We start from the raw sequence: 22,795 nt of genomic DNA, 5'->3' as shown, positions 1-22,795 counted from the left end.
TGCGATATCCCTGTCTGACAACTCCATGGCCGACGTTGAGTAGCCGGCTAAACATGGCCTAATTGAGCGCCAATTACCAGAGTTGAATGTTAATCGGCTGCAACTATGGGCTTGGATTCGCGGCGCATGGTCATGGTTGCTCCGACAGATGCCAGGATGATGCAGGCGATCGCCATCCACTGCGCCAGGGAGAGGTATTCGTGCAGAAACAGCAGGCCGGACAGCGCGCCGACAGCCGGCTCGACACTCATCAGGGTGCCAAAGGTACGGGCGGGCATTCGGGTCAGGGCGACCATTTCCAGGCTGTAAGGCAGGGCGGTGGACAAGACCGCGACGCCCAGGGCGATAGGGATCAGGGATGGGGTGAGTAATGCGGCGCCGGCATGGACGATGCCTATGGGCGCGACGAAGAGCGCGGCGATCATGACGCCCAGGGCGGCGGTCTGGATGCCGTTCTCGGCACCAGCTTTTTGTCCGAACAGAATGTACAGCGCCCAGCAGACACCGGCACCCAGGGCGTAGCCTGCACCGACCAGGTCGATGGCGGTTGCGGTGGCGCCTGTGGGAATCAGCAATAGCAGGCCGATGATGGCCAGGGCGATCCACAGAAAATCGATCGCCTTGCGTGAGGCATAGAGGGCCACTGCCAGTGGGCCGGTGAATTCTAGGGCGACGGCGATCCCCAGGGGCACGCTTCTCAGGGACATATAGAAGAGGAAGTTCATCCCGCCCAGGGCCATTCCGTAGACAACCACGGTGCGCAGGGTCTTGGCAGTGAACTTGGCGCGCCAGGGTCTTAGTAGAAGCAGCATGATGATGCTGGCGAAGATCAATCGAAGAGTAGTGGTGCCTTGGGCCCCGACAATGGGGAACATGCTCTTGGCCAATGAGGCGCCCGATTGAATCGAGGCCATGGCGATCAGTAGCAGCCCCACGGGAAACAGGGTCGAGGCAAGGCTGCGCGGTTGGTCGTTCATGCAGGGGATCATCCAGAGTGTGGGGAGGGGGGGACGCTGGAAGCATGATGCTTAAGTAATGAGAAATGAGCAATATAGTGCGCAAAGTCTTTTTGCTTCTCTATATATGAGGCTGCGGGTATGGGGTGCGGGTTGGGATCATAGAAAATTCAAATTAAAGGTTGACGGCAGATTCTACAGGTCTATAATTCGCCCCACTTCCGGCGCAGTCGAAACGGAAAACTCCTTGAGATTCAACGAGTTACGCGGTTTTCGGCAGCGGTTACGCTTCAGTTCATCGAAGTCAGAAGCAGTTAGTAAGGCAGTGTGTTTTCGCCTTGTTAACGATTCGATCGTCTCGGTCGAAAGCGGTTAAAAAGAGGTGTTGACAGCAGCGTGTAACGCTGTAGAATTCGCCTCCCGCTAACGAGAGATCGAAAGCGCAAGTGGTTGAAGTTGTTGAGGAAATCTTCAAAAACTTCTTAAAAAATCGCTTGACAGCAAATGAGGCTGCTGTAGAATGCGCGCCTCGGTTGAGATGAAAGATCTTAACCAATCGCTCTTTAACAACTGAATCAAGCAATTCGTGTGGGTGCTTGTGGAGTCAGACTGATAGTCAAAAAGATTATCAGCATCACAAGTTACTCCGCGAGAAATCAAAGATGTAACCAACGATTGCTGAGCCAAGTTTAGGGTTTTCTCAAAACCCAAAGATGTTTGAACTGAAGAGTTTGATCATGGCTCAGATTGAACGCTGGCGGCAGGCCTAACACATGCAAGTCGAGCGGCAGCACGGGTACTTGTATCTGGTGGCGAGCGGCGGACGGGTGAGTAATGCCTAGGAATCTGCCTGGTAGTGGGGGATAACGTCCGGAAACGGGCGCTAATACCGCATACGTCCTACGGGAGAAAGTGGGGGATCTTCGGACCTCACGCTATCAGATGAGCCTAGGTCGGATTAGCTAGTTGGTGAGGTAATGGCTCACCAAGGCTACGATCCGTAACTGGTCTGAGAGGATGATCAGTCACACTGGAACTGAGACACGGTCCAGACTCCTACGGGAGGCAGCAGTGGGGAATATTGGACAATGGGCGAAAGCCTGATCCAGCCATGCCGCGTGTGTGAAGAAGGTCTTCGGATTGTAAAGCACTTTAAGTTGGGAGGAAGGGTACTTACCTAATACGTGAGTATTTTGACGTTACCGACAGAATAAGCACCGGCTAACTCTGTGCCAGCAGCCGCGGTAATACAGAGGGTGCAAGCGTTAATCGGAATTACTGGGCGTAAAGCGCGCGTAGGTGGTTTGTTAAGTTGGATGTGAAAGCCCCGGGCTCAACCTGGGAACTGCATCCAAAACTGGCAAGCTAGAGTATGGTAGAGGGTGGTGGAATTTCCTGTGTAGCGGTGAAATGCGTAGATATAGGAAGGAACACCAGTGGCGAAGGCGACCACCTGGACTGATACTGACACTGAGGTGCGAAAGCGTGGGGAGCAAACAGGATTAGATACCCTGGTAGTCCACGCCGTAAACGATGTCAACTAGCCGTTGGGAGCCTTGAGCTCTTAGTGGCGCAGCTAACGCATTAAGTTGACCGCCTGGGGAGTACGGCCGCAAGGTTAAAACTCAAATGAATTGACGGGGGCCCGCACAAGCGGTGGAGCATGTGGTTTAATTCGAAGCAACGCGAAGAACCTTACCAGGCCTTGACATCCAATGAACTTTCCAGAGATGGATTGGTGCCTTCGGGAACATTGAGACAGGTGCTGCATGGCTGTCGTCAGCTCGTGTCGTGAGATGTTGGGTTAAGTCCCGTAACGAGCGCAACCCTTGTCCTTAGTTACCAGCACGTTATGGTGGGCACTCTAAGGAGACTGCCGGTGACAAACCGGAGGAAGGTGGGGATGACGTCAAGTCATCATGGCCCTTACGGCCTGGGCTACACACGTGCTACAATGGTCGGTACAAAGGGTTGCCAAGCCGCGAGGTGGAGCTAATCCCATAAAACCGATCGTAGTCCGGATCGCAGTCTGCAACTCGACTGCGTGAAGTCGGAATCGCTAGTAATCGCGAATCAGAATGTCGCGGTGAATACGTTCCCGGGCCTTGTACACACCGCCCGTCACACCATGGGAGTGGGTTGCACCAGAAGTAGCTAGTCTAACCTTCGGGGGGACGGTTACCACGGTGTGATTCATGACTGGGGTGAAGTCGTAACAAGGTAGCCGTAGGGGAACCTGCGGCTGGATCACCTCCTTAATCGACGACATCAGCTGCTTCATAAGCTCCCACACGAATTGCTTGATTCATTGAAGAAGACGATAGAAGCAGCTTTAAGCTCCAAGCTGATAGCTCCAAGCTAACAGTTACAAGCTCGAAATTGGGTCTGTAGCTCAGTTGGTTAGAGCGCACCCCTGATAAGGGTGAGGTCGGCAGTTCGAATCTGCCCAGACCCACCAATTTTGTTATGGGGCCATAGCTCAGCTGGGAGAGCGCCTGCCTTGCACGCAGGAGGTCAGCGGTTCGATCCCGCTTGGCTCCACCATAAACTGCTTCTGAAAGCTTAGAAATGAGCATTCACATTGAATGTTGATTTCTAGTCTTTTGATTAGATCGTTCTTTAAAAATTTGGGTATGTGATAGAAAGATAGACTGAACGTTACTTTCACTGGTAACGGATCAGGCTAAGGTAAAATTTGTGAGTTAAATTGCAAATTTTCGGCGAATGTCGTCTTCATAGTATAACCAGATTGCTTGGGGTTATATGGTCAAGTGAAGAAGCGCATACGGTGGATGCCTTGGCAGTCAGAGGCGATGAAAGACGTGGTAGCCTGCGATAAGCTTCGGGGAGTCGGCAAACAGACTTTGATCCGGAGATCTCTGAATGGGGGAACCCAGCCATCATAAGATGGTTATCTTGTACTGAATACATAGGTGCAAGAGGCGAACCAGGGGAACTGAAACATCTAAGTACCCTGAGGAAAAGAAATCAACCGAGATTCCCTTAGTAGTGGCGAGCGAACGGGGACTAGCCCTTAAGTGGCTTTGAGATTAGCGGAACGCTCTGGAAAGTGCGGCCATAGTGGGTGATAGCCCTGTACGCGAAAATCTCTTAGTCATGAAATCGAGTAGGACGGGGCACGAGAAACCTTGTCTGAATATGGGGGGACCATCCTCCAAGGCTAAATACTACTGACTGACCGATAGTGAACTAGTACCGTGAGGGAAAGGCGAAAAGAACCCCGGAGAGGGGAGTGAAATAGATCCTGAAACCGTATGCGTACAAGCAGTGGGAGCAGACTTTGTTCTGTGACTGCGTACCTTTTGTATAATGGGTCAGCGACTTATTTTCAGTGGCGAGCTTAACCGAATAGGGGAGGCGTAGCGAAAGCGAGTCTTAATAGGGCGTCTAGTCGCTGGGAATAGACCCGAAACCGGGCGATCTATCCATGGGCAGGTTGAAGGTTAGGTAACACTGACTGGAGGACCGAACCGACTACCGTTGAAAAGTTAGCGGATGACCTGTGGATCGGAGTGAAAGGCTAATCAAGCTCGGAGATAGCTGGTTCTCCTCGAAAGCTATTTAGGTAGCGCCTCATGTATCACTGTAGGGGGTAGAGCACTGTTTCGGCTAGGGGGTCATCCCGACTTACCAAACCGATGCAAACTCCGAATACCTACAAGTGCCGAGCATGGGAGACACACGGCGGGTGCTAACGTCCGTCGTGAAAAGGGAAACAACCCAGACCGTCAGCTAAGGTCCCAAAGTTATGGTTAAGTGGGAAACGATGTGGGAAGGCTTAGACAGCTAGGAGGTTGGCTTAGAAGCAGCCACCCTTTAAAGAAAGCGTAATAGCTCACTAGTCGAGTCGGCCTGCGCGGAAGATGTAACGGGGCTCAAACCATACACCGAAGCTACGGGTATCACGTAAGTGATGCGGTAGAGGAGCGTTCTGTAAGCCTGTGAAGGTGAGTTGAGAAGCTTGCTGGAGGTATCAGAAGTGCGAATGCTGACATGAGTAACGACAATGGGTGTGAAAAACACCCACGCCGAAAGACCAAGGTTTCCTGCGCAACGTTAATCGACGCAGGGTTAGTCGGTCCCTAAGGCGAGGCTGAAAAGCGTAGTCGATGGAAAACAGGTTAATATTCCTGTACTTCTAGTTATTGCGATGGAGGGACGGAGAAGGCTAGGCCAGCTTGGCGTTGGTTGTCCAAGTTTAAGGTGGTAGGCTGGAATCTTAGGTAAATCCGGGGTTCTAAGGCCGAGAGCTGATGACGAGTTACCTTTTAGGTGACGAAGTGGTTGATGCCATGCTTCCAAGAAAAGCTTCTAAGCTTCAGATAACTAGGAACCGTACCCCAAACCGACACAGGTGGTTGGGTAGAGAATACCAAGGCGCTTGAGAGAACTCGGGTGAAGGAACTAGGCAAAATGGCACCGTAACTTCGGGAGAAGGTGCGCCGGTGAGGGTGAAGGACTTGCTCCGTAAGCTCATGCCGGTCGAAGATACCAGGCCGCTGCGACTGTTTATTAAAAACACAGCACTCTGCAAACACGAAAGTGGACGTATAGGGTGTGACGCCTGCCCGGTGCCGGAAGGTTAATTGATGGGGTTAGCTAACGCGAAGCTCTTGATCGAAGCCCCGGTAAACGGCGGCCGTAACTATAACGGTCCTAAGGTAGCGAAATTCCTTGTCGGGTAAGTTCCGACCTGCACGAATGGCGTAACGATGGCGGCGCTGTCTCCACCCGAGACTCAGTGAAATTGAAATCGCTGTGAAGATGCAGTGTATCCGCGGCTAGACGGAAAGACCCCGTGAACCTTTACTATAGCTTTGCACTGGACTTTGAATTTGCTTGTGTAGGATAGGTGGGAGGCTTTGAAGCGTGAACGCCAGTTTGCGTGGAGCCATCCTTGAAATACCACCCTGGCAACTTTGAGGTTCTAACTCAGGTCCGTTATCCGGATCGAGGACAGTGTATGGTGGGTAGTTTGACTGGGGCGGTCTCCTCCTAAAGAGTAACGGAGGAGTACGAAGGTGCGCTCAGACCGGTCGGAAATCGGTCGTAGAGTATAAAGGCAAAAGCGCGCTTGACTGCGAGACAGACACGTCGAGCAGGTACGAAAGTAGGTCTTAGTGATCCGGTGGTTCTGTATGGAAGGGCCATCGCTCAACGGATAAAAGGTACTCCGGGGATAACAGGCTGATACCGCCCAAGAGTTCATATCGACGGCGGTGTTTGGCACCTCGATGTCGGCTCATCACATCCTGGGGCTGAAGCCGGTCCCAAGGGTATGGCTGTTCGCCATTTAAAGTGGTACGCGAGCTGGGTTTAGAACGTCGTGAGACAGTTCGGTCCCTATCTGCCGTGGACGTTTGAGATTTGAGAGGGGCTGCTCCTAGTACGAGAGGACCGGAGTGGACGAACCTCTGGTGTTCCGGTTGTCACGCCAGTGGCATTGCCGGGTAGCTATGTTCGGAAAAGATAACCGCTGAAAGCATCTAAGCGGGAAACTTGCCTCAAGATGAGATCTCACTGGGATCTTGAATCCCCTAAAGGGCCGTCGAAGACTACGACGTTGATAGGTTGGGTGTGTAAGCGCTGTGAGGCGTTGAGCTAACCAATACTAATTGCCCGTGAGGCTTGACCATATAACACCCAAGCAATTTGCTTAAGAAGCGAGTTGCGGTGTGTGAAGACGAAACGAACCGAAAGTTTGCAAACACACAAACCTATTGCATACCCATTCGCTGGCACGTTGCACAAGCAACGGACTGGCTACCGAATTTCTTGACGACCATAGAGCGTTGGAACCACCTGATCCCATCCCGAACTCAGAAGTGAAACGATGCATCGCCGATGGTAGTGTGGGGTTTCCCCATGTGAGAGTAGGTCATCGTCAAGATTAAATTCCGAAACCCCAATTGCGAAAGCAGTTGGGGTTTTGTTTTTGCGCTGCAGAAAAGCTGCGCTGCTGCGGCCGGCCATGACCGCTCGGCTGCGGCTGCCAGCATCCCGCGACAGTGCCAGGGTTGCGGCCTACCCCCGCTGTAGCGGGCTCTACCGCCATCGGCTTATACCCTGGTGCTGGAGGACCGGCACCACTGATCAGTGACGAGGGAAATCCCCTCAAAATCGATGGGCAGTTTTTGGTATGGTGCAGCTCTTTTTTAGGGACTTGAGTTCATCCGCACGGATCAGCGTCGACCTCTATTCAACGAGAAGCTGTAGCAATGCCCGAAGCGATTCCGATCAAGGACCACGAAAAAGAAAACCGCCTGGTCAATAAGCGCCTGCTGGCCTGCGCGGTGCTGGTGGTGGCCATCACCTGTGCCCTGGTAGGACGCATGTATTTCCTCCAGGTGGTTGAGTTCGACTATCACTCCACCATCTCGGAAAACAACCGCGTCCACGTGCTGCCGATCACCCCAACCCGCGGGTTGATCTATGACCGCAATGGCGTGGTCCTGGCCGACAACCGCCCCAGCTTCAACCTGACCATCACCCGCGAACGCACCACCGATCTCAAGGGCGAGCTGGACACCGTGGTCGACCTGCTGCACCTGCCGCCAGAAGACCGCAGCCTGTTCGACAAGGAAATGAAGCAGGCCCGCCACCCCTTCGTTCCCGTGACCCTGTTCTACGAGCTCACTGAAGAGCAGATCGCCGTATTGGCAGTCAACGAATACCGCCTGCCGGGCCTGGATGTCGAAGCCCAGTTCGTTCGCCACTACCCCATGGGCGCGCACTTTGCCCACTCCATCGGCTACGTCGGACGGATCAACGAAAAGGAAGCCAAGACCCTGGATTCGGTGGAGTACCGTGGCACTCAATCCATCGGCAAGACCGGCATCGAGAAGTTCTACGAGTCCGAACTGCACGGCCACGTGGGCTACGAAGAAGTCGAAACCAACGCCCAGGGCCGGGTGATGCGTGTGCTCAGGCACACCGATCCGATCCCCGGCAAGAACATCGTCCTGAGCCTGGACATCAAGCTCCAGGAAGCCGCCGAAGAAGCCCTCGGGGATCGCCGCGGCTCCGTGGTCGCCCTGGATCCGGCCACCGGTGAAGTGCTGGCCATGGTCAGCAAGCCCAGCTTCGACCCCAACCTGTTCGTCACCGGCATCAGCTTCAAGGAATACGCGGCGCTGCACGATTCCATCGACCGCCCCTTGTTCAACCGGGTGCTGCGCGGCCTCTATGCCCCAGGCTCCACCATCAAGCCGGAAGTGGCGATTGCCGGCCTTGATACCGGCGTAGTCACCGCATCGACCCGCGTCTTCGATCCTGGCTACTACCAACTGCCGGACTTCGACCACAAATACCGCAACTGGAACCACAGCGGCGATGGCTGGGTGGACATGGACGCCGCGATCATGCGCTCCAACGACACCTACTTCTACGACCTGGCGCACAAGCTCGGCATCGACCGCCTGCACGACTACATGGCGATGTTCGGCCTCGGCGAAAAAGTCTCCCTGGACATGTTCGAAGAATCCCCCGGCCTGATGCCGTCCCAGGCCTGGAAGCGCGCCACTCGCCGCCAGCCCTGGTTCCCGGGGGAAACCGTGATCCTCGGCATCGGCCAGGGCTACATGCAGGTCACCCCGCTGCAACTGGCCCAGGCCACCGCGCTGATTGCCAACAAGGGCGTGTGGAACCGCCCGCACCTGGCCAAGACCATCGACGGCGTGGCCCCGGTGGATGAGCACCCGATGCCCAACATCCTGCTGAAGAATCCCCATGACTGGGATCAGGTCAACCATGGCATGCAAATGGTCATGCACGACCCGCGCGGCATTGCCCGCGCCGCAGCCGCCGGAGCGCAATACCGCATTGCCGGCAAGAGTGGCACCGCCCAGGTGGTGGCGATCAAGCAGGGCGAACGCTACGACCGCCTCAAGACCCGCGAGCGCAACCGCGACAACGCCCTGTTCGTCGGCTTCGCCCCCGCCGAACACCCGCAGATCGTGATCTCGGTGATGATCGAGAATGGCGAAGCCGGCGGCCGGGTCGCCGGCCCCGTGGTGCGGCAGATCATGGACGCCTGGCTGCTGGACCAGAACGGCCACCTCAAGCCGCAATACGCCGCCCCGGCCAAGGCCCCGGGTGATCCCCACGTCTGAGTCATTTCACCTCCGGCGATCCGCGATCTGTCGCAAGCTTCCTGTGCCGCTCCAGCATCCATGGCATGGCCGTGGCCGGAGGATGGTCGGACCATGCGGTACTTGCCATTTGCTTGACGTAAACGTCAAGATGCCCGAGCGCCAACACCGACTGGCGCAGGTTTTGCTTGATCTTGAAGGAACAGCAGAGCAATGCAGGGCGACCCGCTGATCCGGGTCAGACCCCTTTACTGCCCCCTGAACCCGGTGTAGACATTGACCACGGCTTGCGTGCCTCGCGCAATCCAAGGGAGTGGAGCGGGTACAGCGGGCGGACCGATTCGGAGCGCTTGATGACTCTTATAAAAACAATAAAGGGTGAGCAGCAACACGAAGCCCGGCTGGCCCGGGAGCGGCTGCACCTGGAAGGCGAGATCCCCGACGGGGTCCTGCGTGCGGAAATCGATGCTTCATGGCGGCGCAGCCTGAGCCATGGCGTGCACTTTGGCAGCCAGCATCAACTGACCCTGGAATCTGGCGCCAGCCTCGACGTGCTGCTGGCCAGCAACCGCCTGTTGCTGGACGCGGCGCTCCCGGCCATCGATTACCTGAACCAGCATCAAGGCAAGGACGGCCTGATCATCCTGGCCAATGCCGACGCCACCATCCTGGCCATCGAAGGCCGCGCCGACCGGCTCAAGGACTGCGGCGTGCAGGACATCACCCTCGGCGCCTGCTGGAGCGAGGCCACCCGTGGCACCAACGCCCTGGGCACGGCCCTGGTGGAAGCGCGGCCGACCCTGATCGATTGCGGTGAGCATTACCTGGACCGCCTCAGCCATTTTTCCTGCACCTCGGTGCCGATCCAGTGCCCCCAGGGCGAGATGATCGGGGTGCTCGACCTGACCCGCGAAGGCCCGCTGGGGCGGGCCCAGGACAGCACCGCGCTGTTGTCCATGGCGGTCAGCCAGATCGAGGCGCGGGTGTTCCATGCCTCCTATCCGGAGCAGATCGTCCTGGCCTTCCACAGTCGTCGGCAATACCTCGAATCGCCGTGGCAGGGGCTGCTGGCCCTGAGCCTGGGCGGGCAGATCCTCGCGGTCAGCGGCCAGGCCTGCCAGTTGCTCAACACCCCGCGCGCGGCCCTGGTGGGGCGGCGCTGCGAAGAGTTCCTCGGAGTCGATGGCCTGCAATTGCTGGCACGCCTGCAACAAGGGGCGGTAGGTAGCCTGCAGACCGCCAAGGGCGAGCTGTTCTACAAGGCCCTGCGGGCGCCGCAACCGTCGCTGAACCTGCATCGCGCGCCGCGCAGCGCCGCGAAAACCGCGCCGCTGCCCCAGGACCTGGAAGCCCTGGCCGGCGGCAACAGCCGCTACGCCCGCACCTTGCGCATGGCCCGCCAGGGCCTGGCCAATGGCTTGCCGGTGTTGCTGCTGGGCGAGACCGGCACCGGCAAGGAGGTGCTGGCCCGGGCCCTGCACCGCGCCGGCAGCCGGGCTGAAAAACCCTTTGTCGCGGTCAACTGCGCGGCCATCCCCGAAGGCCTGATCGAGTCGGAACTGTTCGGCTACCGCGAAGGCGCCTTTACCGGCTCACGTCGCGGCGGCATGATCGGGCGCCTGCAACAGGCCCATGGCGGCACCCTGTTCCTCGATGAGATCGGCGACATGCCCCTGGCCCTGCAAGCCCGGCTGCTACGGGTCCTGCAAGACCGCAAGGTGGCGCCTCTGGGGGCCGGCGAAGAACAGGACATCGACATCGCGCTGATCTGCGCCACCCACCGCGACCTCAAGCAGCAAGTGCAGGACAAGGCCTTTCGCGAAGACCTGTTCTACCGGGTCAACGGCATCAGCGTGCTGCTGCCGGCCCTGCGTGAACGCGAAGACCTGCAGCCGCTGGTGGACAGCCTGCTGGCCAGGCTCGGCGGCGCCGACGTGAGCCTTAGCGACGAACTGCGCCGGTTGCTGGCGGACTACCATTGGCCGGGCAATATCCGTCAGTTGGAGATGGTCCTGCGCACCGCCCTGGCCCTGCGCGAAGAGGGCGAACGGCAGATCGGCCTGGAGCACCTGCCCGACAGCATGCTCGACGACCTCAACGCCCATGCACGACCGCCCACCGGAAGCATCCGCGAGAACGAGCTGGAGCTGATCCGCAGTGCCCTGGACAACCACCAGGGCAATGTCTCGGCGGCGGCGGACGCCCTGGGCATCAGCCGCGCGACCCTGTACCGCAAGCTCAAACAGTTGCGCGCCTGATGCGGCGCCTGATCACCCGGCTGGTGGACAGCCGCGATCCCCAGGCACTGAGTGCGGCCCTGGGCTGGCTCTACGGTTTCGTCCGGCCGCATCGGCTGGCCATTGGCGGGCTGTTGGGGCTGTCGGTGTGCGCCTCCCTGCTGGTGCTGGTGCAACCCTGGCTGACCAAGCTGCTGATCGACGACGGCCTGCTGGCCCGGGACTTTCCCCGGCTGGTGCTGATCGCCGGCCTGATGATCGGCGCCGGGCTACTGGGCACGCTGCTCTCCGGAGTCAATCGCTACCTGCATACGCGGTTGTCCGGGCGCATCCTGTTCGCCCTGCGCGACGATCTCTACCGGCACTTGCAGCGCCTGTCGCCGGGCTTCTACGGGCAAAGGCGGATCGGTGACCTGATGTCGCGCCTGGACGGTGACGTCGCGGAGATCCAGCGCTTTGCCGTGGACTCGCTGTTCTCCGCGGTGTCCAGCGTGATCGGCCTGGTGGTGGCGCTGGCCATGCTGCTGACCCTGTCCTGGCAACTCTCGCTCCTGGCCCTGCTGCTGATCCCCCTGGACGTGCTCTGGCTGCGCTGGATGCGGCGCAAGGTCGAGCGCGATGTGCGCCAGTTGCGCGAGCGTTCGGCGGACATGTCCTCGTTCCTGGTGGAAACCCTGCCGGTGATGAAATTCATCCAGAGCGCCGGCCAGCAGCAGCGCGAAGCACAGCGCCTGGACCGCCTCGGCCAGGGCTACCTGAACCAGTTGCTGAAGCTGCAAGTCACCGAGTTCTTCACCCAGGCGGTGCCCGGCACCCTGACCTCATTGTCCCGGGCCTGCGCCTTCCTGATCGGCGGCTACTGGGTGGTGCAGGGCACCTGGCAACTGGGGGCGCTGATTGCCTTTTCCACTTACCTGGGCATGGCGGTGGGCCCGGTGCAGAGCCTGCTCGGGCTGTACGTGGCGATCCAGCGCATGACCGTGAGCCTGGGCCGGGTCATGGAGCTGCGCGGTGAAGAGCCGGGCATCACCAACCCCGAGGCGCCGCTGCCGGTGCCGGAGCAGGGCGAGCTGCATTTGCACGCCGTGCACTTTTGCCATCCGGGGCGCGGGATGACCTTGCAGGGCATCGAAGCGCGGATTCCCTACGGCCGCAAAGTGGCGCTCAGCGGCAGCTCGGGGGCGGGCAAGAGCACCCTGATCGACCTGTTGCAGCGCCACCACGACCCGCAATCCGGGCAGGTGCTGCTGGGCGGCATCGACCTGCGCCAACTGGACCTGACGCAACTGCGACGGCGGGTGGCGGTGGTCAGCCAGGACATCGTGCTGTTTCGCGGCAGCCTGGCGGACAACCTGGCCTACAGCGTGCCCGACGCCAGCCGCGAGGCCGTGGCCGAAGTGGCGCGGCTGGCGCAACTGCAGAGCCTGATCGAGGCCCTGCCCGAAGGCCTGGACAGCCCCCTGGGCGAGCGCGGCCAGCAGTTGTCCGGCGGGCAGAAACAACGTATCGCCATCGCTCGGGCCCTGCTTCAGGACCCGATGATCCTGGTGCTGGACGAAGCCACTTCGGCGGTGGACGAGGCCACCGAGCGCGAGGTGATCGAGGCCATCGACCGACTGTTCGCCGGGCGCACGCGCATCCTCATCAGCCACCGGCCTTCGACCCTGGCCGACGCCGAGCTGCGATTCGAGTTGCGCGAGGGTGTACTGCACGTGCTGGAGGCAACCCATGAAACCTGAACTGCGCATTGGCGTGATCGACAGCGGCCATGCCGCCCACCAGCGGATAGCGGCCGGGCGCCGATTCTTCCTGCAAGCCGAAGGGGTGGGCGAGGGGCCGTTGCAGGAGGACGCCCTCGGCCACGGCAGCGCGATCATCCAGGCCATCGGCCAGCGCGCGCCGGCGGCCCGGCTCTATGTGGCCCAGGTGTTCGATGCCCGTGGGGTCACCAGCGCCGCGCAGGTCAGCGCCGCCTTGTACTGGCTGCTGGAACAGCAGGTGCGGCTGATCAACCTGAGCCTGGGCCTGCGCCAGGATCGTGACCTGCTGCGCCAGGCCTGTGCCGCGGCCGCAGCCCGTGGAGTGCTGTTGTGCGCGTCCAGCCCGGCCCAGGGCGAACCGGTGTTTCCGGCCAGCTACCCCGGGGTGTGGCGGGTCACGGGCGATGCGCGATGCAGCGCGCAGCAGTGGTCATGGCTGAACACCGCGCAGGCGGATTTTGCCGCCTGCGTGCGTGGCAGCAGCCCGGGGCAATCCGGCGCCAGCCTGGGCTGCGCGGCCCTGAGCGGGCACATCGCCGCCTACCTGGGCGCCCACCCGGACGCCAGCAACACCCAGGTCCAGCAGTGGCTGCAAGACAACGCCCGGTACCAGGGCCCGGAACGGCGGCAGTGGCCATGCACGGCATCCTGATCCTGGGGGCGGGCCCGGCGGGGGCCGCGGTGGCGCTGGGGCTGCGACGCCTCGGCTACCCGGTGACCCTGGTCAGCGACTGGCGGCGCTTTGCGGCCCTGGAAGGGGTTTCGCTGCGGGTGCTGGAAGCACTGCGCGGGGCCGGCCTGGAACAGGCGCTGGCCCAGGCCCTGCAGGCGTCCCAGCGACGGGTGGCGTGGAACGGTGAGGAGCATGCACAGAACATCGAGTACCTGCTGGACCGCCCGGCCTTCGACCGTGGTCTGCGCGAGGCCCTGCGCGAGGCCGGGGTGCAGCTGATCGAGGGCCGGGTGCTGGGGGTACAGTCCAGCGAGGCCGGGCACCGGGTCCAGGTCCAGGGACAGGCGGAGCTGGTCGGCGAGTTCCTGGTCGAGGCCCGCGGGCGCCAGGCGCCGGTGCTGGGGAAAACGCTGCGCCATGGCGACGGCCAGGCACTGCGCGGGGCGCCAACCCTGAGCCTGCTCAACCGCTGGCAGGGCCCCGGCGGCAGCGCCGCCAGCGCGGTGTACAGCCTGGAAGACGGCTGGGCCTGGATGGCCCGGCGCGAAGATGGCCAGTGCTACTGGCAACTGACCCTGGATGTGGCCAGCGCCGGGCTGCCGGGCAAGGCGCAGTTGCTGAACTACTGTCGCCAGCGCCGCCAGGCGTCGGCCCTGGCCCGGGAGTTCTTTGCCGGTGGCGAGGAACGGCAACTGCACCTGCATGCCCGCAGCAGCACGGCGATTCTCAGCCCCCAGGTGTGTGGCGCCAACTGGCTGCGGGTCGGCGATGCGGCGATGGCGGTGGACCCCTTGTCCGGCAACGGCATTTTCCAGTCCCTGTCCTCGGCCCTGCAGGCCCCGGCGGTGATCAACACCCTGTTGCAGCGGCCACAGCGTGCAGCGCTGGCGCAGCGCTTCCATGGGCAGCGGGTGGAGCAGCTGTTCCTGCGTTTTGCGCGCATTGGCCGGGACTTCTACGCCGCTGAACAGCGCTGGCCCGAACAGCCGTTCTGGCAGGCCCGGCGATGCTGGCCGGACCCGCAGCCGGCACACGCCGCCGCGGACTTTGCAGCCTTGCGCATCGAGCGCGCCCCGGTATTGCGCGATGGCCTGGTGGATGAAGCCGACGTGGTGATCACCCCGGACCAGCCCCTGGGCATCTGGCATGTGCAGGGCGTGGAACTGGCACCGCTGTTGCGGCGCTTGCAACAGCAACCGGCGGCCCAGGCCCTGGCGGACCTCGGCCCGGAGCAGGGGCGGGGCGTGCGGGGCTGGTTACTGGCACAGGGATACCGACCCTAACTGTCCCCAACAGAAACTGTAGGAGCGAGCTTGCTCGCGAACCGCGCAGCGGCCATCCACGACATCAGGCCCTTTTCGCCGGCAAGCCGGCTCCTACAAGGTGTACCGGGGGCTTGAGCAACCCCCGGCTTGCATTGGCGCGGTCAGTTTCGGGGGTTGAGGTACACCCGTTGGCCGCCTTTCCAGGTTTCGCGGATCTGGATGTCGCGAATCTGGGTGGCCGGGACCTTCTCGTCCAACGGGTCCTGATCGAGGATCACCAAGTCGGCGAAGTTCCCGTCCTGCAGCGACCCGGTCCAGGCCTCGGCATGACACTGCCAGGCGGCGTCGTAGGTGATGGCCTTCAGCGCCTGTTGGCGGGTCAGGCATTCGGCTTCATTGAGGATGGGTTGCAGGCGTGGGTCGTTGACGAACTGCTGGTCGTGATTGCGGATGCCCTCCATCTTGCGGGTCACCGCCTGTTCCATCGAGCGCAGGGGCCCCAGTGGGGTCACTGAATAGTCGCTGTGCAGGGAAATCCGCAGCTTGTGGTCCAGGGCCGACTTGCACAGGTCGAGCATCTTCTGGGCCTTGCTCTCGAAAATGGCTTTATCGAAGGCATAGCCCCAGTAGCCGACATGACCAATCAGGAAGCTCGGTGACAGACCCAGGCGCTGCATGGTTTCCAGGGTGTTCGGGGTGAGCAGGGAGCAGTGTTCGATGCGATGGCGCTTGTCCAGGCCGCTCTGGCCCTGCAGGGCCAGGTCATAGGCTTGCAGAGTGAATTCGATGGCCCGATCGCCGTTGGCATGGATCATCAGCGGCCAACCCTTTTTCACCGCCGCGTGGATGAAGTCCTTGTAGCGATCCGGAAGCTGTTGCGGGCTGTCGTTGCCCTCGTCGCAGAGGTTGAAGTTGCCCACGGGGCGGTCTGTCTTGCAGCAGTAGTCCTCGACCTGATAGCCGGTCAGGCCCTGGTTGGACCCGTCCGAGATCACCTTGATCGAGCCCTGATACAGGTGCTTGGCCTCTTCCCGCGTGGCCGGCCGATAGTCCGGCAGCCGTTTGAGGGCTTCGAGCGAGTTGTTGCAGGCGGCGGCGTAGCCGATCCGCAGCTTTCTGGGGTGGGTCAGGAAGTAGGCGTTCAAAACCAGTTTTGACAGGGGATCCATCATCGCGTCGTACAGCAGGGTGATCCCGCGGCTGACAGCGGTCTCGAAGAAGGTATCGAGGCGCTTGAAGATCTTCAGCATCTCCAGCTTCTGCTTGGCGGGAATCGACAGGATCCCGGCCACTATCTGGGTTTCCTGCAGAACACCGTTCTCGACCATGATCCCGGTTTTTTCATGCACCAGATCCCTGGCCGCCGTGTTCATGTAGGCGGTGTGCATGGACGCGCTGATCAGCAGCATCGGCCGCTTGGCCTCGATGCTGTCCAGGTAGCCTTCTTCGGGCCCGTCGCCACATTGCAGGGTAATGAGCTGGTTCAGGCCACCCGGCACCACTTTGAAGGGCATCAGCGCCGGATCCACCAGATGCCCGAGAATCCAGCTGGAACTGTCCTCTGGCAGGTTGCTCTGGATGGTTTCCTTCAGCCAGGTCCAGTTGTAGACAGGTCGCAGCCGCTGGCTGCGGTGGTCTTGCTGCGGATCGCTGTCGAGCGGGTCGGGCTCGAGGGCGCCCAGGTTCAGCCAGCCGTCCATGGCGCAGCTTTGCACGATGTGGGCGTGTGGCTCGACCAGGCCGGGCAGCAGGGTCTTGCCATGCAGCGACTGCTTCTTGTACTCGATGCCCAGGGCCTGCATGCGGGCTTCGACGGCGGCCAGGGTGCCCGACGCAACCACGTCGCCGGCATGGATGCCCAGGGCTTCGACCCGGTCCTCCATGTTGCCGTCGCGCAAGGGGTAGATGATGCCGTCATGAAAAACCAGGGACTCGCCGCTCGGATCCTTGGCGGGGCCATGCGCGGCGTTGGCATGGCTGGCGATATAGCTGGCGGGGTCGAGGGTGTCTTTCAGGGCTTCCCAGACGGGATTGTGGCAGCCGCACTGGATGTAATCGTGATCATTTCCATTTGATCCCATGATGCATTCCTCAGGTTTTCGGGGGTGATGAGGCGTTGTGGGGAAGGCGAGCCCGGGCCCTTGACGCTGGGCTGCGAGCCGGCTCGGGCTCAGCGTAGCAGCGCTTGGCCCGCTGAACAGGGCGGTCGTCGGGGGCGCCGGACCCCCTCCGGCGCCCCGGAGTGGGGCGGTTGGCCGGGGTGCGGATCAGAGCTTGATCAGCACCGATTTCAGCTCGGTGTAGTGCTCGATGGCGGCATGGCCCATTTCCCGGCCGACCCCGGACATCTTGTAGCCGCCAAACGGCAGCGCCGGGTCCAGGGCGCTGTGGCAGTTGACCCACACCGAACCGGACTTGATCTTCGGAATCATCCGGTGCACCTCCGCCAGGTCGTTGGACCAGATGCTCGCGCCCAGGCCGTAGGGGCTGTCGTTGGCCAGGCGCAGGGCGTCGGCTTCATCGTCGAAGGGAATCGCCACCAGCACCGGGCCGAAGATTTCTTCCTGAACCAGGGCATGCTGCTGGTCGACATCGGCGATCACCGTAGGCTGGACGAAATACCCCGGGCCGAACTGTTCGCCGCCGCAGGCAATGGTGGCGCCGCTGTCGCGGCCCATCTCGATGTAGCGATAGACCCGCTCCTGCTGGCGCGCGGAAATCAGCGGGCCCATGTCGACGCTGCTGTCCAGGCCGTTGCCCAGCTTCATGGCGTTGGCGATGCCGGCAATGTCGGCCACCACCTTGTCAAAATGCTTGCGCTGCACATACAGCCGCGAACCGGCGCAGCACACCTGGCCCTGGTTGAAGAAGATCGCGCTGGCGGCCCCGGCGGCGGCGCTGGCCAGGTCGGCGTCGGCCATGACGATGGTCGGTGACTTGCCCCCCAGTTCCAGGGTCACCCGGGTCATGGAGTCCATGGCGATCTTGCCGATTTCCTTGCCCACCGCGGTGGAGCCGGTGAAGGTCAGCTTGTCCACCAGGGGGTTGCGGGTCAGGGCGGAGCCGGCGGTGATGCCGGTGCCGGTGACCACGTTGAACACGCTGTCGGGGTAGCCGGCTTCCTGCACCAGTTCCGCCAGCTTCAGGGCGCTGAGCGGGGTTTCGTCGGCCGGCTTGAGCACCAGGGTGCAGCCGGTGGCCAGGGCCGGGCCGAGCTTCCAGCAGGCCAGCAGCAGGGGGAAGTTCCAGGCGACGATGGCACCGACCACGCCCACCGCCTCGCGGCGGATGAAACTGTGGAACTGATCGTTGGGCATCAGCGGCAGCGACACCTCGACGCTGGCGCCTTCGATCTTGGTGGCCCAGCCGGCCATGTAGCGCAGATAGTCGATGGACAGTTGCACGTCCATGGCCTGGGCCACGGCGGCGCTCTTGCCGTTGTTCAGGCATTCCAGCTGGGCCAGCAGTTCGGCGTCGCGCTGCATCAGGTCGGCGAGCTTCCACAGCAGGTTCTGCCGCTCCCGGGGGCGGGTGCGGCTCCAGGGCGAATCATCGAACGCCTGGCGCGCCGCCAATACGGCGCGGTCGACGTCATCCACCGTGGCCCGTGGCACCAGGCACAGCTGTTCGCCGGTGGCGGGGTTGCGCAGGGGCATGGTCTGGCCGTCGGCGGCCTCGACCCAGTGGGCGCCGATCAACATGCGCGGGGCGCGCTGGATAAACGCCGTGGTAGCGGCGAGCAGGGGGGCAATAGCCATGGCGAAGCCTCTTGTTGTAGGTGAGGCAGGGGCTTTCGCAATGGCTGTGCCAGGTCTGCAGAAGTCGCGCAGCCCCGGGATCCGGGGCTCTGGCCGTCGCTGGCGGGATCATCCGAGCCGGACGGTTTCGCAAACTGCGACAGCCGGTGAGAATCCGCGGACGCTGCGACGCAGGGCGCTGCGGGTTGCTGCGCAGGGGGTTCTAGATGTGCAGCCAGGCCAGGGTGCCCAGCAGCACACTGCCGCCGGCCGCGCCGTAGGCGAGTTTCTTCAGCCATTCCTTGCGGGTCAGCAGGGTGATGGCGGCCATCGAGATGGCAATCTGGATCGCCATCATCGCCTGGGCCCAGCGATGGTGCTGGTGCAGCTCGACTTCGGACTGTTCGTCCCAGTCCCGGGCCTCGGCTTCCAGGGCTTCGGCTTTCAGGCGCACGGCTTCCTTCTCTTTCTGGTAGCGCTGGGCCTCGATGCTGTAGTGCCCGGCATCGACCCCGGGAATGTGGGTCGCCAGCTCCGCCAGGTTCTGTCGGCTGGACTTGGCCTGGTAGTAGCTCCACTGGTTGGCGGCTTCGGTCTTCTTCATCGCCGCGTTGTTCTTGTCCATCGCCGCCTGGCTCTCCGTGGAGCCGGCCTGATAGCTCAGGAGCGCCCCCAGGGTGGCCATGATCGCGGTCATCACCGCGATCTTGCTGGCGAAGTTGTCATTGCGGCGGTGGGCGTGTTCGGTCACGTGTTCCAGGTGCTTTTCGTGGGGGCTGGGCACTTCGAAGTCTTCAGTCATGGCGTCGATCTGGAGAGGGGGGGTAAAGGTTTCAAATTGTATCTATGGCCATGGGCGGCGGCAGGGCTGGTGCGACTTCGTTCAGCTGGCCGACAGCCTGGGGCTCGTGCCCCTGCAAGGCGCTTGCTCTGGCAAAAAAAAGCCCGCAACAAGGCGGGCCAAATGGGATTCGTTCAGGAGTGACTATCAATCTAAGGGGGGCGAGGTGAAAGACCTGTGAAAAAAAGGTGGTCCTGAGGAAAAAGCGCAAAGGTATTTGTCCGAATCGCACTGGCTTTTAGGATCTGTCCGATAGGACGGCCCTCGGCAGCCACGTATATTCCTCCCTGCTCGCCCAGCCAAAGGGGGTACTTCGGCTTAGGTGCCACTGCCGAAGTGATGGGCGAGCACTTTTTCCCTTCTGCTGTTTTCTCCCGGTGAGGTTCGCGCCCACCGTCTCGCTGCAATCGCCAGCGACATTCCTTTCAACTCAGGCTGCAACGGTGCTCAGGGCCCCGGCGGATCCGCGGCCGGCTTCCGGTGGTTCAGGCTCGCCCGAGCCGGCGCTGGATCTCGGCCCACAGCTGCGGGTCGTCGAAGTCGCGGATCACCCGGTGGGCGCCAGCATCGAGCAGGGTGTGCGGTTGCTGGCTGGTGGCCAGGCCGAAGGTGCTGATGCCGGCGTTGACCGCGGCGGTCAGCCCGGGCACCGAGTCCTCGAAGGCCAGGGCCTGTTCGGCCGTGGCGTGCAGGCATTCCAGGCCGCTGAGGTAGGGCAGGGGATCGGGCTTGGCCCGGGGCAACTCCTCGGCCACCAGCACCGTCTGGAAGCGCTCCTGCAGGCCCAGCGCCTTGAGCATGTGCTCGGCGTTGGCCCGTGGCGCGTTGGTCACCACGCACACGCCGATGCCGTGCTCGGCAGCGAAGTCCAGCAGGCGCGGCAGGCCGGGCAGGGGCTTGAGTTGCGGGGAGAGTTGGCGAAAACGCACTTCCTTGCGTTCGGCAAAGGCCAGATGTTCGGCCACGCTGCGTTCGGGAAACAGGTAGCGGCACATGTTGGCGTTGGCCTGGCCACTGACGTGGGCGGCAAACTCTGCCTCGGTGAAGGTCCGGCGGTCTTCTTCCCACAACAGTTGTTGCAGGGCCAGCAGGTGCAGGGCGTCGGTGTCGGTCAGGGTGCCGTCGAGGTCGAAAAGCAGAGCGTTGAGCATGGGACAGTTCCTGTCGGGCCCCATCCGGGCCGGTTGGCTGAATCGATCAAGCCCGCATCCTAGCAGGCTTGATCGCTACCGTGACCGGCTCGCCCAGGGCCTTAGCCCTGTGCGTTGTCGCCTTCGCCCTGGTCTTCTTCTTCGTCCGGTTGCGGGCAGTGGTCCTGCGGGTTGGCCGGCCACAGCACCTTGTCCTGGCCGTCACGCACCTGCTCGGCGCCACATTCCACCTGGCTGACCTGGAAGCTCGGGGTGCCGTCCAGGCGGTACAGGGCCTTGAGGCTGCGGGACTGATCGTCGCCGACGCCTTCCACGGCGTAGCCGAAGATCGCGCCACGGGCTTCGTCCACCACCAGTTCCTGCCATTTGCTGGCAATCAGGCGCTTGCCCTTGAGGTCATACAGCGCCGAGGTGGCCAGGGGCGAAGTGTCGTCGGTGGCCAGCAGGTAGTGGCCGCTGGCATCCAGGCGAATGTCGACGTACTGGCCCGGCTCCAGCAGCACCTTGCCGCTGGCGTCCATCAGGCCCACGGTGTGCATCTGCGTGGCCTGGCCGAACAGGGTGGCCTGCTTGGTCGGGCTGTTGGCGGTGCTGAACACGAACAGGTCGGCGTTGAGCGCGCCGATCTGCGCGTAGGTCGGCTTGAACAGCTCCACGCCCTTGTCCACATCGAAGATGCCGAAGGTGGCGCTGAACACGTTCTGCAGCACCGCGACCTGGTTCAGCCCCGATACCTGCTTGAACATCCCCAGGGGGCTGAAGCCTGCCGGGTCCGCCGAGTCATAGACCGGCTGCACCTTCCACTGGCCCTGACGGTCAATGAACCCGGCCTTGCCGGAGCTGCCGTCGGCATTCTTGGCGGTGACCAGCGCGCCCTGCTTGCCGAAGACCTGGCAGGTGCCGAACTGGGCCTGGATCACGGTCTTGCCCTGGAAGTCCATGTAGCCGCAGGGGCTGTCATACTTTTCGCGGAAGGCCACCAGGCCGTCTCCCGGCTCGCCCATCCAGTTGTAGGTGGCGGCGCTGATCAACTGCGCATTGGCATCGGCCAGGGCCTTGCCCTGTTCGGTGTTGACCACCAGATGCTGGTTGGCAAAGTAGTCGATGCTGTCGAACTCGACCTTCTTCTGCTCGCCGGTCTTGAGGTTGAGCGCCCACTTCTGATCGCCGCGCTCGGCGCCCATCCAGCCGCCGCGCTTGGCGAAGTCGTCGCGCACCACGCTGCTGTCATACAGCGCTTCGGTGATCACTTCGCCCTTGGCGCTGAGGATGCCGCGCTTGCCGCCGATCTCGTAGACGATGAACTCATCGGCGCCGCCGACATACAGGTCGTCGAAGCGCGGGGGCTGAATCTGCTTGCCGCTCTGGTCGATGATGCCCAGCTTGCCGTCCTGGCCGAAGCCGAAATAGCCCGGGGTCAAGAGGCGCAGGTCGTCGGTGAAGGCGGCCTTGAGGATCTGCTTGCCGTCGGCGCTGGCGAGGTTCCAGGTGCCGTCCTTGGCGAACAGGAAGGTCTTGTCCAGGGGCAGGGCGACCACGGCGTCGTAGTCGTTGTCGGCGCTGACCAGCACCTTGCCGTCCTGGTCCAGCACAGCGCATTCGCCGTTGGCGCAGATCGGCATGATCATGGCCGCAGGCGCCGGGGCCGGTGCGATGGCGGCCGTCTTGGGGCTGGTTTCTTCCTTGCAACCGACCAGGGTCAGGGCAGACAACGAGAGGATCAGCGAGCCGAGACGGGCACAGGCGCTTCTATCCATGAACTTCAGGTTCCTTGTAATGAGGGGGAGTGCAGAGCGCCCCGCACAGCGGGGTGGGCAAAGCGCGGGTGATTTTGCGGCGGCGCCGGATAAATGCAAGATCCAATTGCAAAGAAAACCACCGATACAGGTGAGGGCGGATGCCAGCGCGGCGATCTGCGCCCCGCGGTGGGATGTCTCAGACTGAGACGTCTGTCGCGAAATTGAACGTCGGGTAACACCCTGGCGCCGGCCAATGCCCGGGGTTTTCACCTAAGTCATTGATTCGGAGTCTTTTAATAAGCTGGCACGCTCCGTGTATTGCTTA

The 22,795-nt window shown here is 61.8% G+C and carries 11 protein-coding genes, 2 tRNA genes and 3 rRNA genes; 10 read left to right on the top strand and 6 right to left on the bottom strand.

Translation table 11 applies throughout. From position 1 onward, the window contains the following. Window positions 1-89 precede the first annotated feature (89 nt). Window positions 90-977, bottom strand: a complete 888-nt coding sequence (gene rhtA, locus PST29_RS20595; RefSeq protein ID WP_060844230.1) for a threonine/homoserine exporter RhtA — start codon at window positions 975-977, stop codon at window positions 90-92. 698 nt (window positions 978-1,675) lie between these two features. On the opposite strand from rhtA, the gene PST29_RS20590 reads away from it, so the two are divergent. From PST29_RS20590 to qhpG, 10 genes are all read left to right on the top strand, one after another. After that, window positions 1,676-3,214: ribosomal RNA gene (locus PST29_RS20590) — 16S ribosomal RNA — on the top strand. Between the two features lie 123 nt (window positions 3,215-3,337). Continuing rightward, window positions 3,338-3,414, top strand: a tRNA-Ile gene (locus tag PST29_RS20585). Between the two features lie 10 nt (window positions 3,415-3,424). Then, window positions 3,425-3,500: transfer RNA gene (locus PST29_RS20580), tRNA-Ala, on the top strand. Window positions 3,501-3,721: 221 nt separating this feature from the next. Then, window positions 3,722-6,613, top strand: a 23S ribosomal RNA gene (locus tag PST29_RS20575). A 138-nt stretch (window positions 6,614-6,751) separates the two neighbouring features. Beyond that, window positions 6,752-6,867: ribosomal RNA gene (gene rrf / locus PST29_RS20570) — 5S ribosomal RNA — on the top strand. Together the 16S, 23S and 5S rRNA genes with 2 tRNA genes alongside form the textbook arrangement of a ribosomal RNA operon. 328 nt (window positions 6,868-7,195) lie before the next feature. Next, the gene (mrdA, locus tag PST29_RS20565; protein ID WP_060844229.1) at window positions 7,196-9,088 is read left to right on the top strand and encodes a penicillin-binding protein 2; all 1,893 of its coding nucleotides are present in this window, start codon (window positions 7,196-7,198) and stop codon (window positions 9,086-9,088) included. Between the two features lie 332 nt (window positions 9,089-9,420). Then, complete coding sequence (locus tag PST29_RS20560) at window positions 9,421-11,325, top strand: sigma-54-dependent Fis family transcriptional regulator (RefSeq protein ID WP_060844228.1); 1,905 nt, start codon at window positions 9,421-9,423, stop codon at window positions 11,323-11,325. After that, window positions 11,325-13,043, top strand: a complete 1,719-nt coding sequence (locus tag PST29_RS20555) for an ABC transporter ATP-binding protein (protein ID WP_060844227.1) — start codon at window positions 11,325-11,327, stop codon at window positions 13,041-13,043. Before PST29_RS20560 ends, PST29_RS20555 begins: the two co-directional genes overlap by 1 nt. Beyond that, window positions 13,033-13,716 carry a subtilisin-like serine protease QhpE gene (gene qhpE / locus PST29_RS20550; RefSeq protein WP_060844226.1) on the top strand — a complete coding sequence of 228 codons (684 nt, stop codon included), beginning with the start codon at window positions 13,033-13,035 and terminating at the stop codon, window positions 13,714-13,716. The genes PST29_RS20555 and qhpE overlap by 11 nt, the downstream gene beginning before the upstream one ends. Continuing rightward, window positions 13,701-15,020: a flavin-dependent monooxygenase QhpG gene (qhpG, locus tag PST29_RS20545; protein ID WP_060845163.1), complete on the top strand. Its 1,320-nt coding sequence runs from the start codon at window positions 13,701-13,703 to the stop codon at window positions 15,018-15,020. The genes qhpE and qhpG overlap by 16 nt, the downstream gene beginning before the upstream one ends. A gap of 143 nt (window positions 15,021-15,163) precedes the next feature. Here the strand turns inward: qhpG and PST29_RS20540 are convergent, their stop codons facing one another. From PST29_RS20540 to PST29_RS20520, 5 genes are all read right to left on the bottom strand, one after another. Next, window positions 15,164-17,083: an amidohydrolase gene (locus PST29_RS20540; RefSeq protein WP_060844225.1), complete on the bottom strand. Its 1,920-nt coding sequence runs from the start codon at window positions 17,081-17,083 to the stop codon at window positions 15,164-15,166. Window positions 17,084-17,269: 186 nt separating this feature from the next. Then, window positions 17,270-18,760, bottom strand: a complete 1,491-nt coding sequence (locus PST29_RS20535; RefSeq protein ID WP_060844224.1) for an aldehyde dehydrogenase family protein — start codon at window positions 18,758-18,760, stop codon at window positions 17,270-17,272. A 202-nt stretch (window positions 18,761-18,962) separates the two neighbouring features. Further along, window positions 18,963-19,541, bottom strand: coding sequence for a DUF4337 domain-containing protein (locus tag PST29_RS20530; RefSeq protein WP_060840315.1), 579 nt, complete (start codon window positions 19,539-19,541; stop codon window positions 18,963-18,965). A 524-nt stretch (window positions 19,542-20,065) separates the two neighbouring features. Beyond that, a complete protein-coding gene (locus tag PST29_RS20525; RefSeq protein ID WP_060844223.1) occupies window positions 20,066-20,731 on the bottom strand; it encodes an HAD family hydrolase in 666 nt (221 codons plus the stop codon). A gap of 101 nt (window positions 20,732-20,832) precedes the next feature. Continuing rightward, window positions 20,833-22,488 (bottom strand): WG repeat-containing protein, encoded by a 1,656-nt coding sequence (locus tag PST29_RS20520; RefSeq protein ID WP_060844222.1) that lies wholly within the window; start codon window positions 22,486-22,488, stop codon window positions 20,833-20,835. Between the last annotated feature and the right edge of the window lie 307 nt (window positions 22,489-22,795).

This window comes from Pseudomonas sp. St29 (assembly GCF_001547915.1).
GTDB lineage: Bacteria > Pseudomonadota > Gammaproteobacteria > Pseudomonadales > Pseudomonadaceae > Aquipseudomonas.
This window is presented reverse-complemented; position numbering and strand designations above follow the sequence as displayed.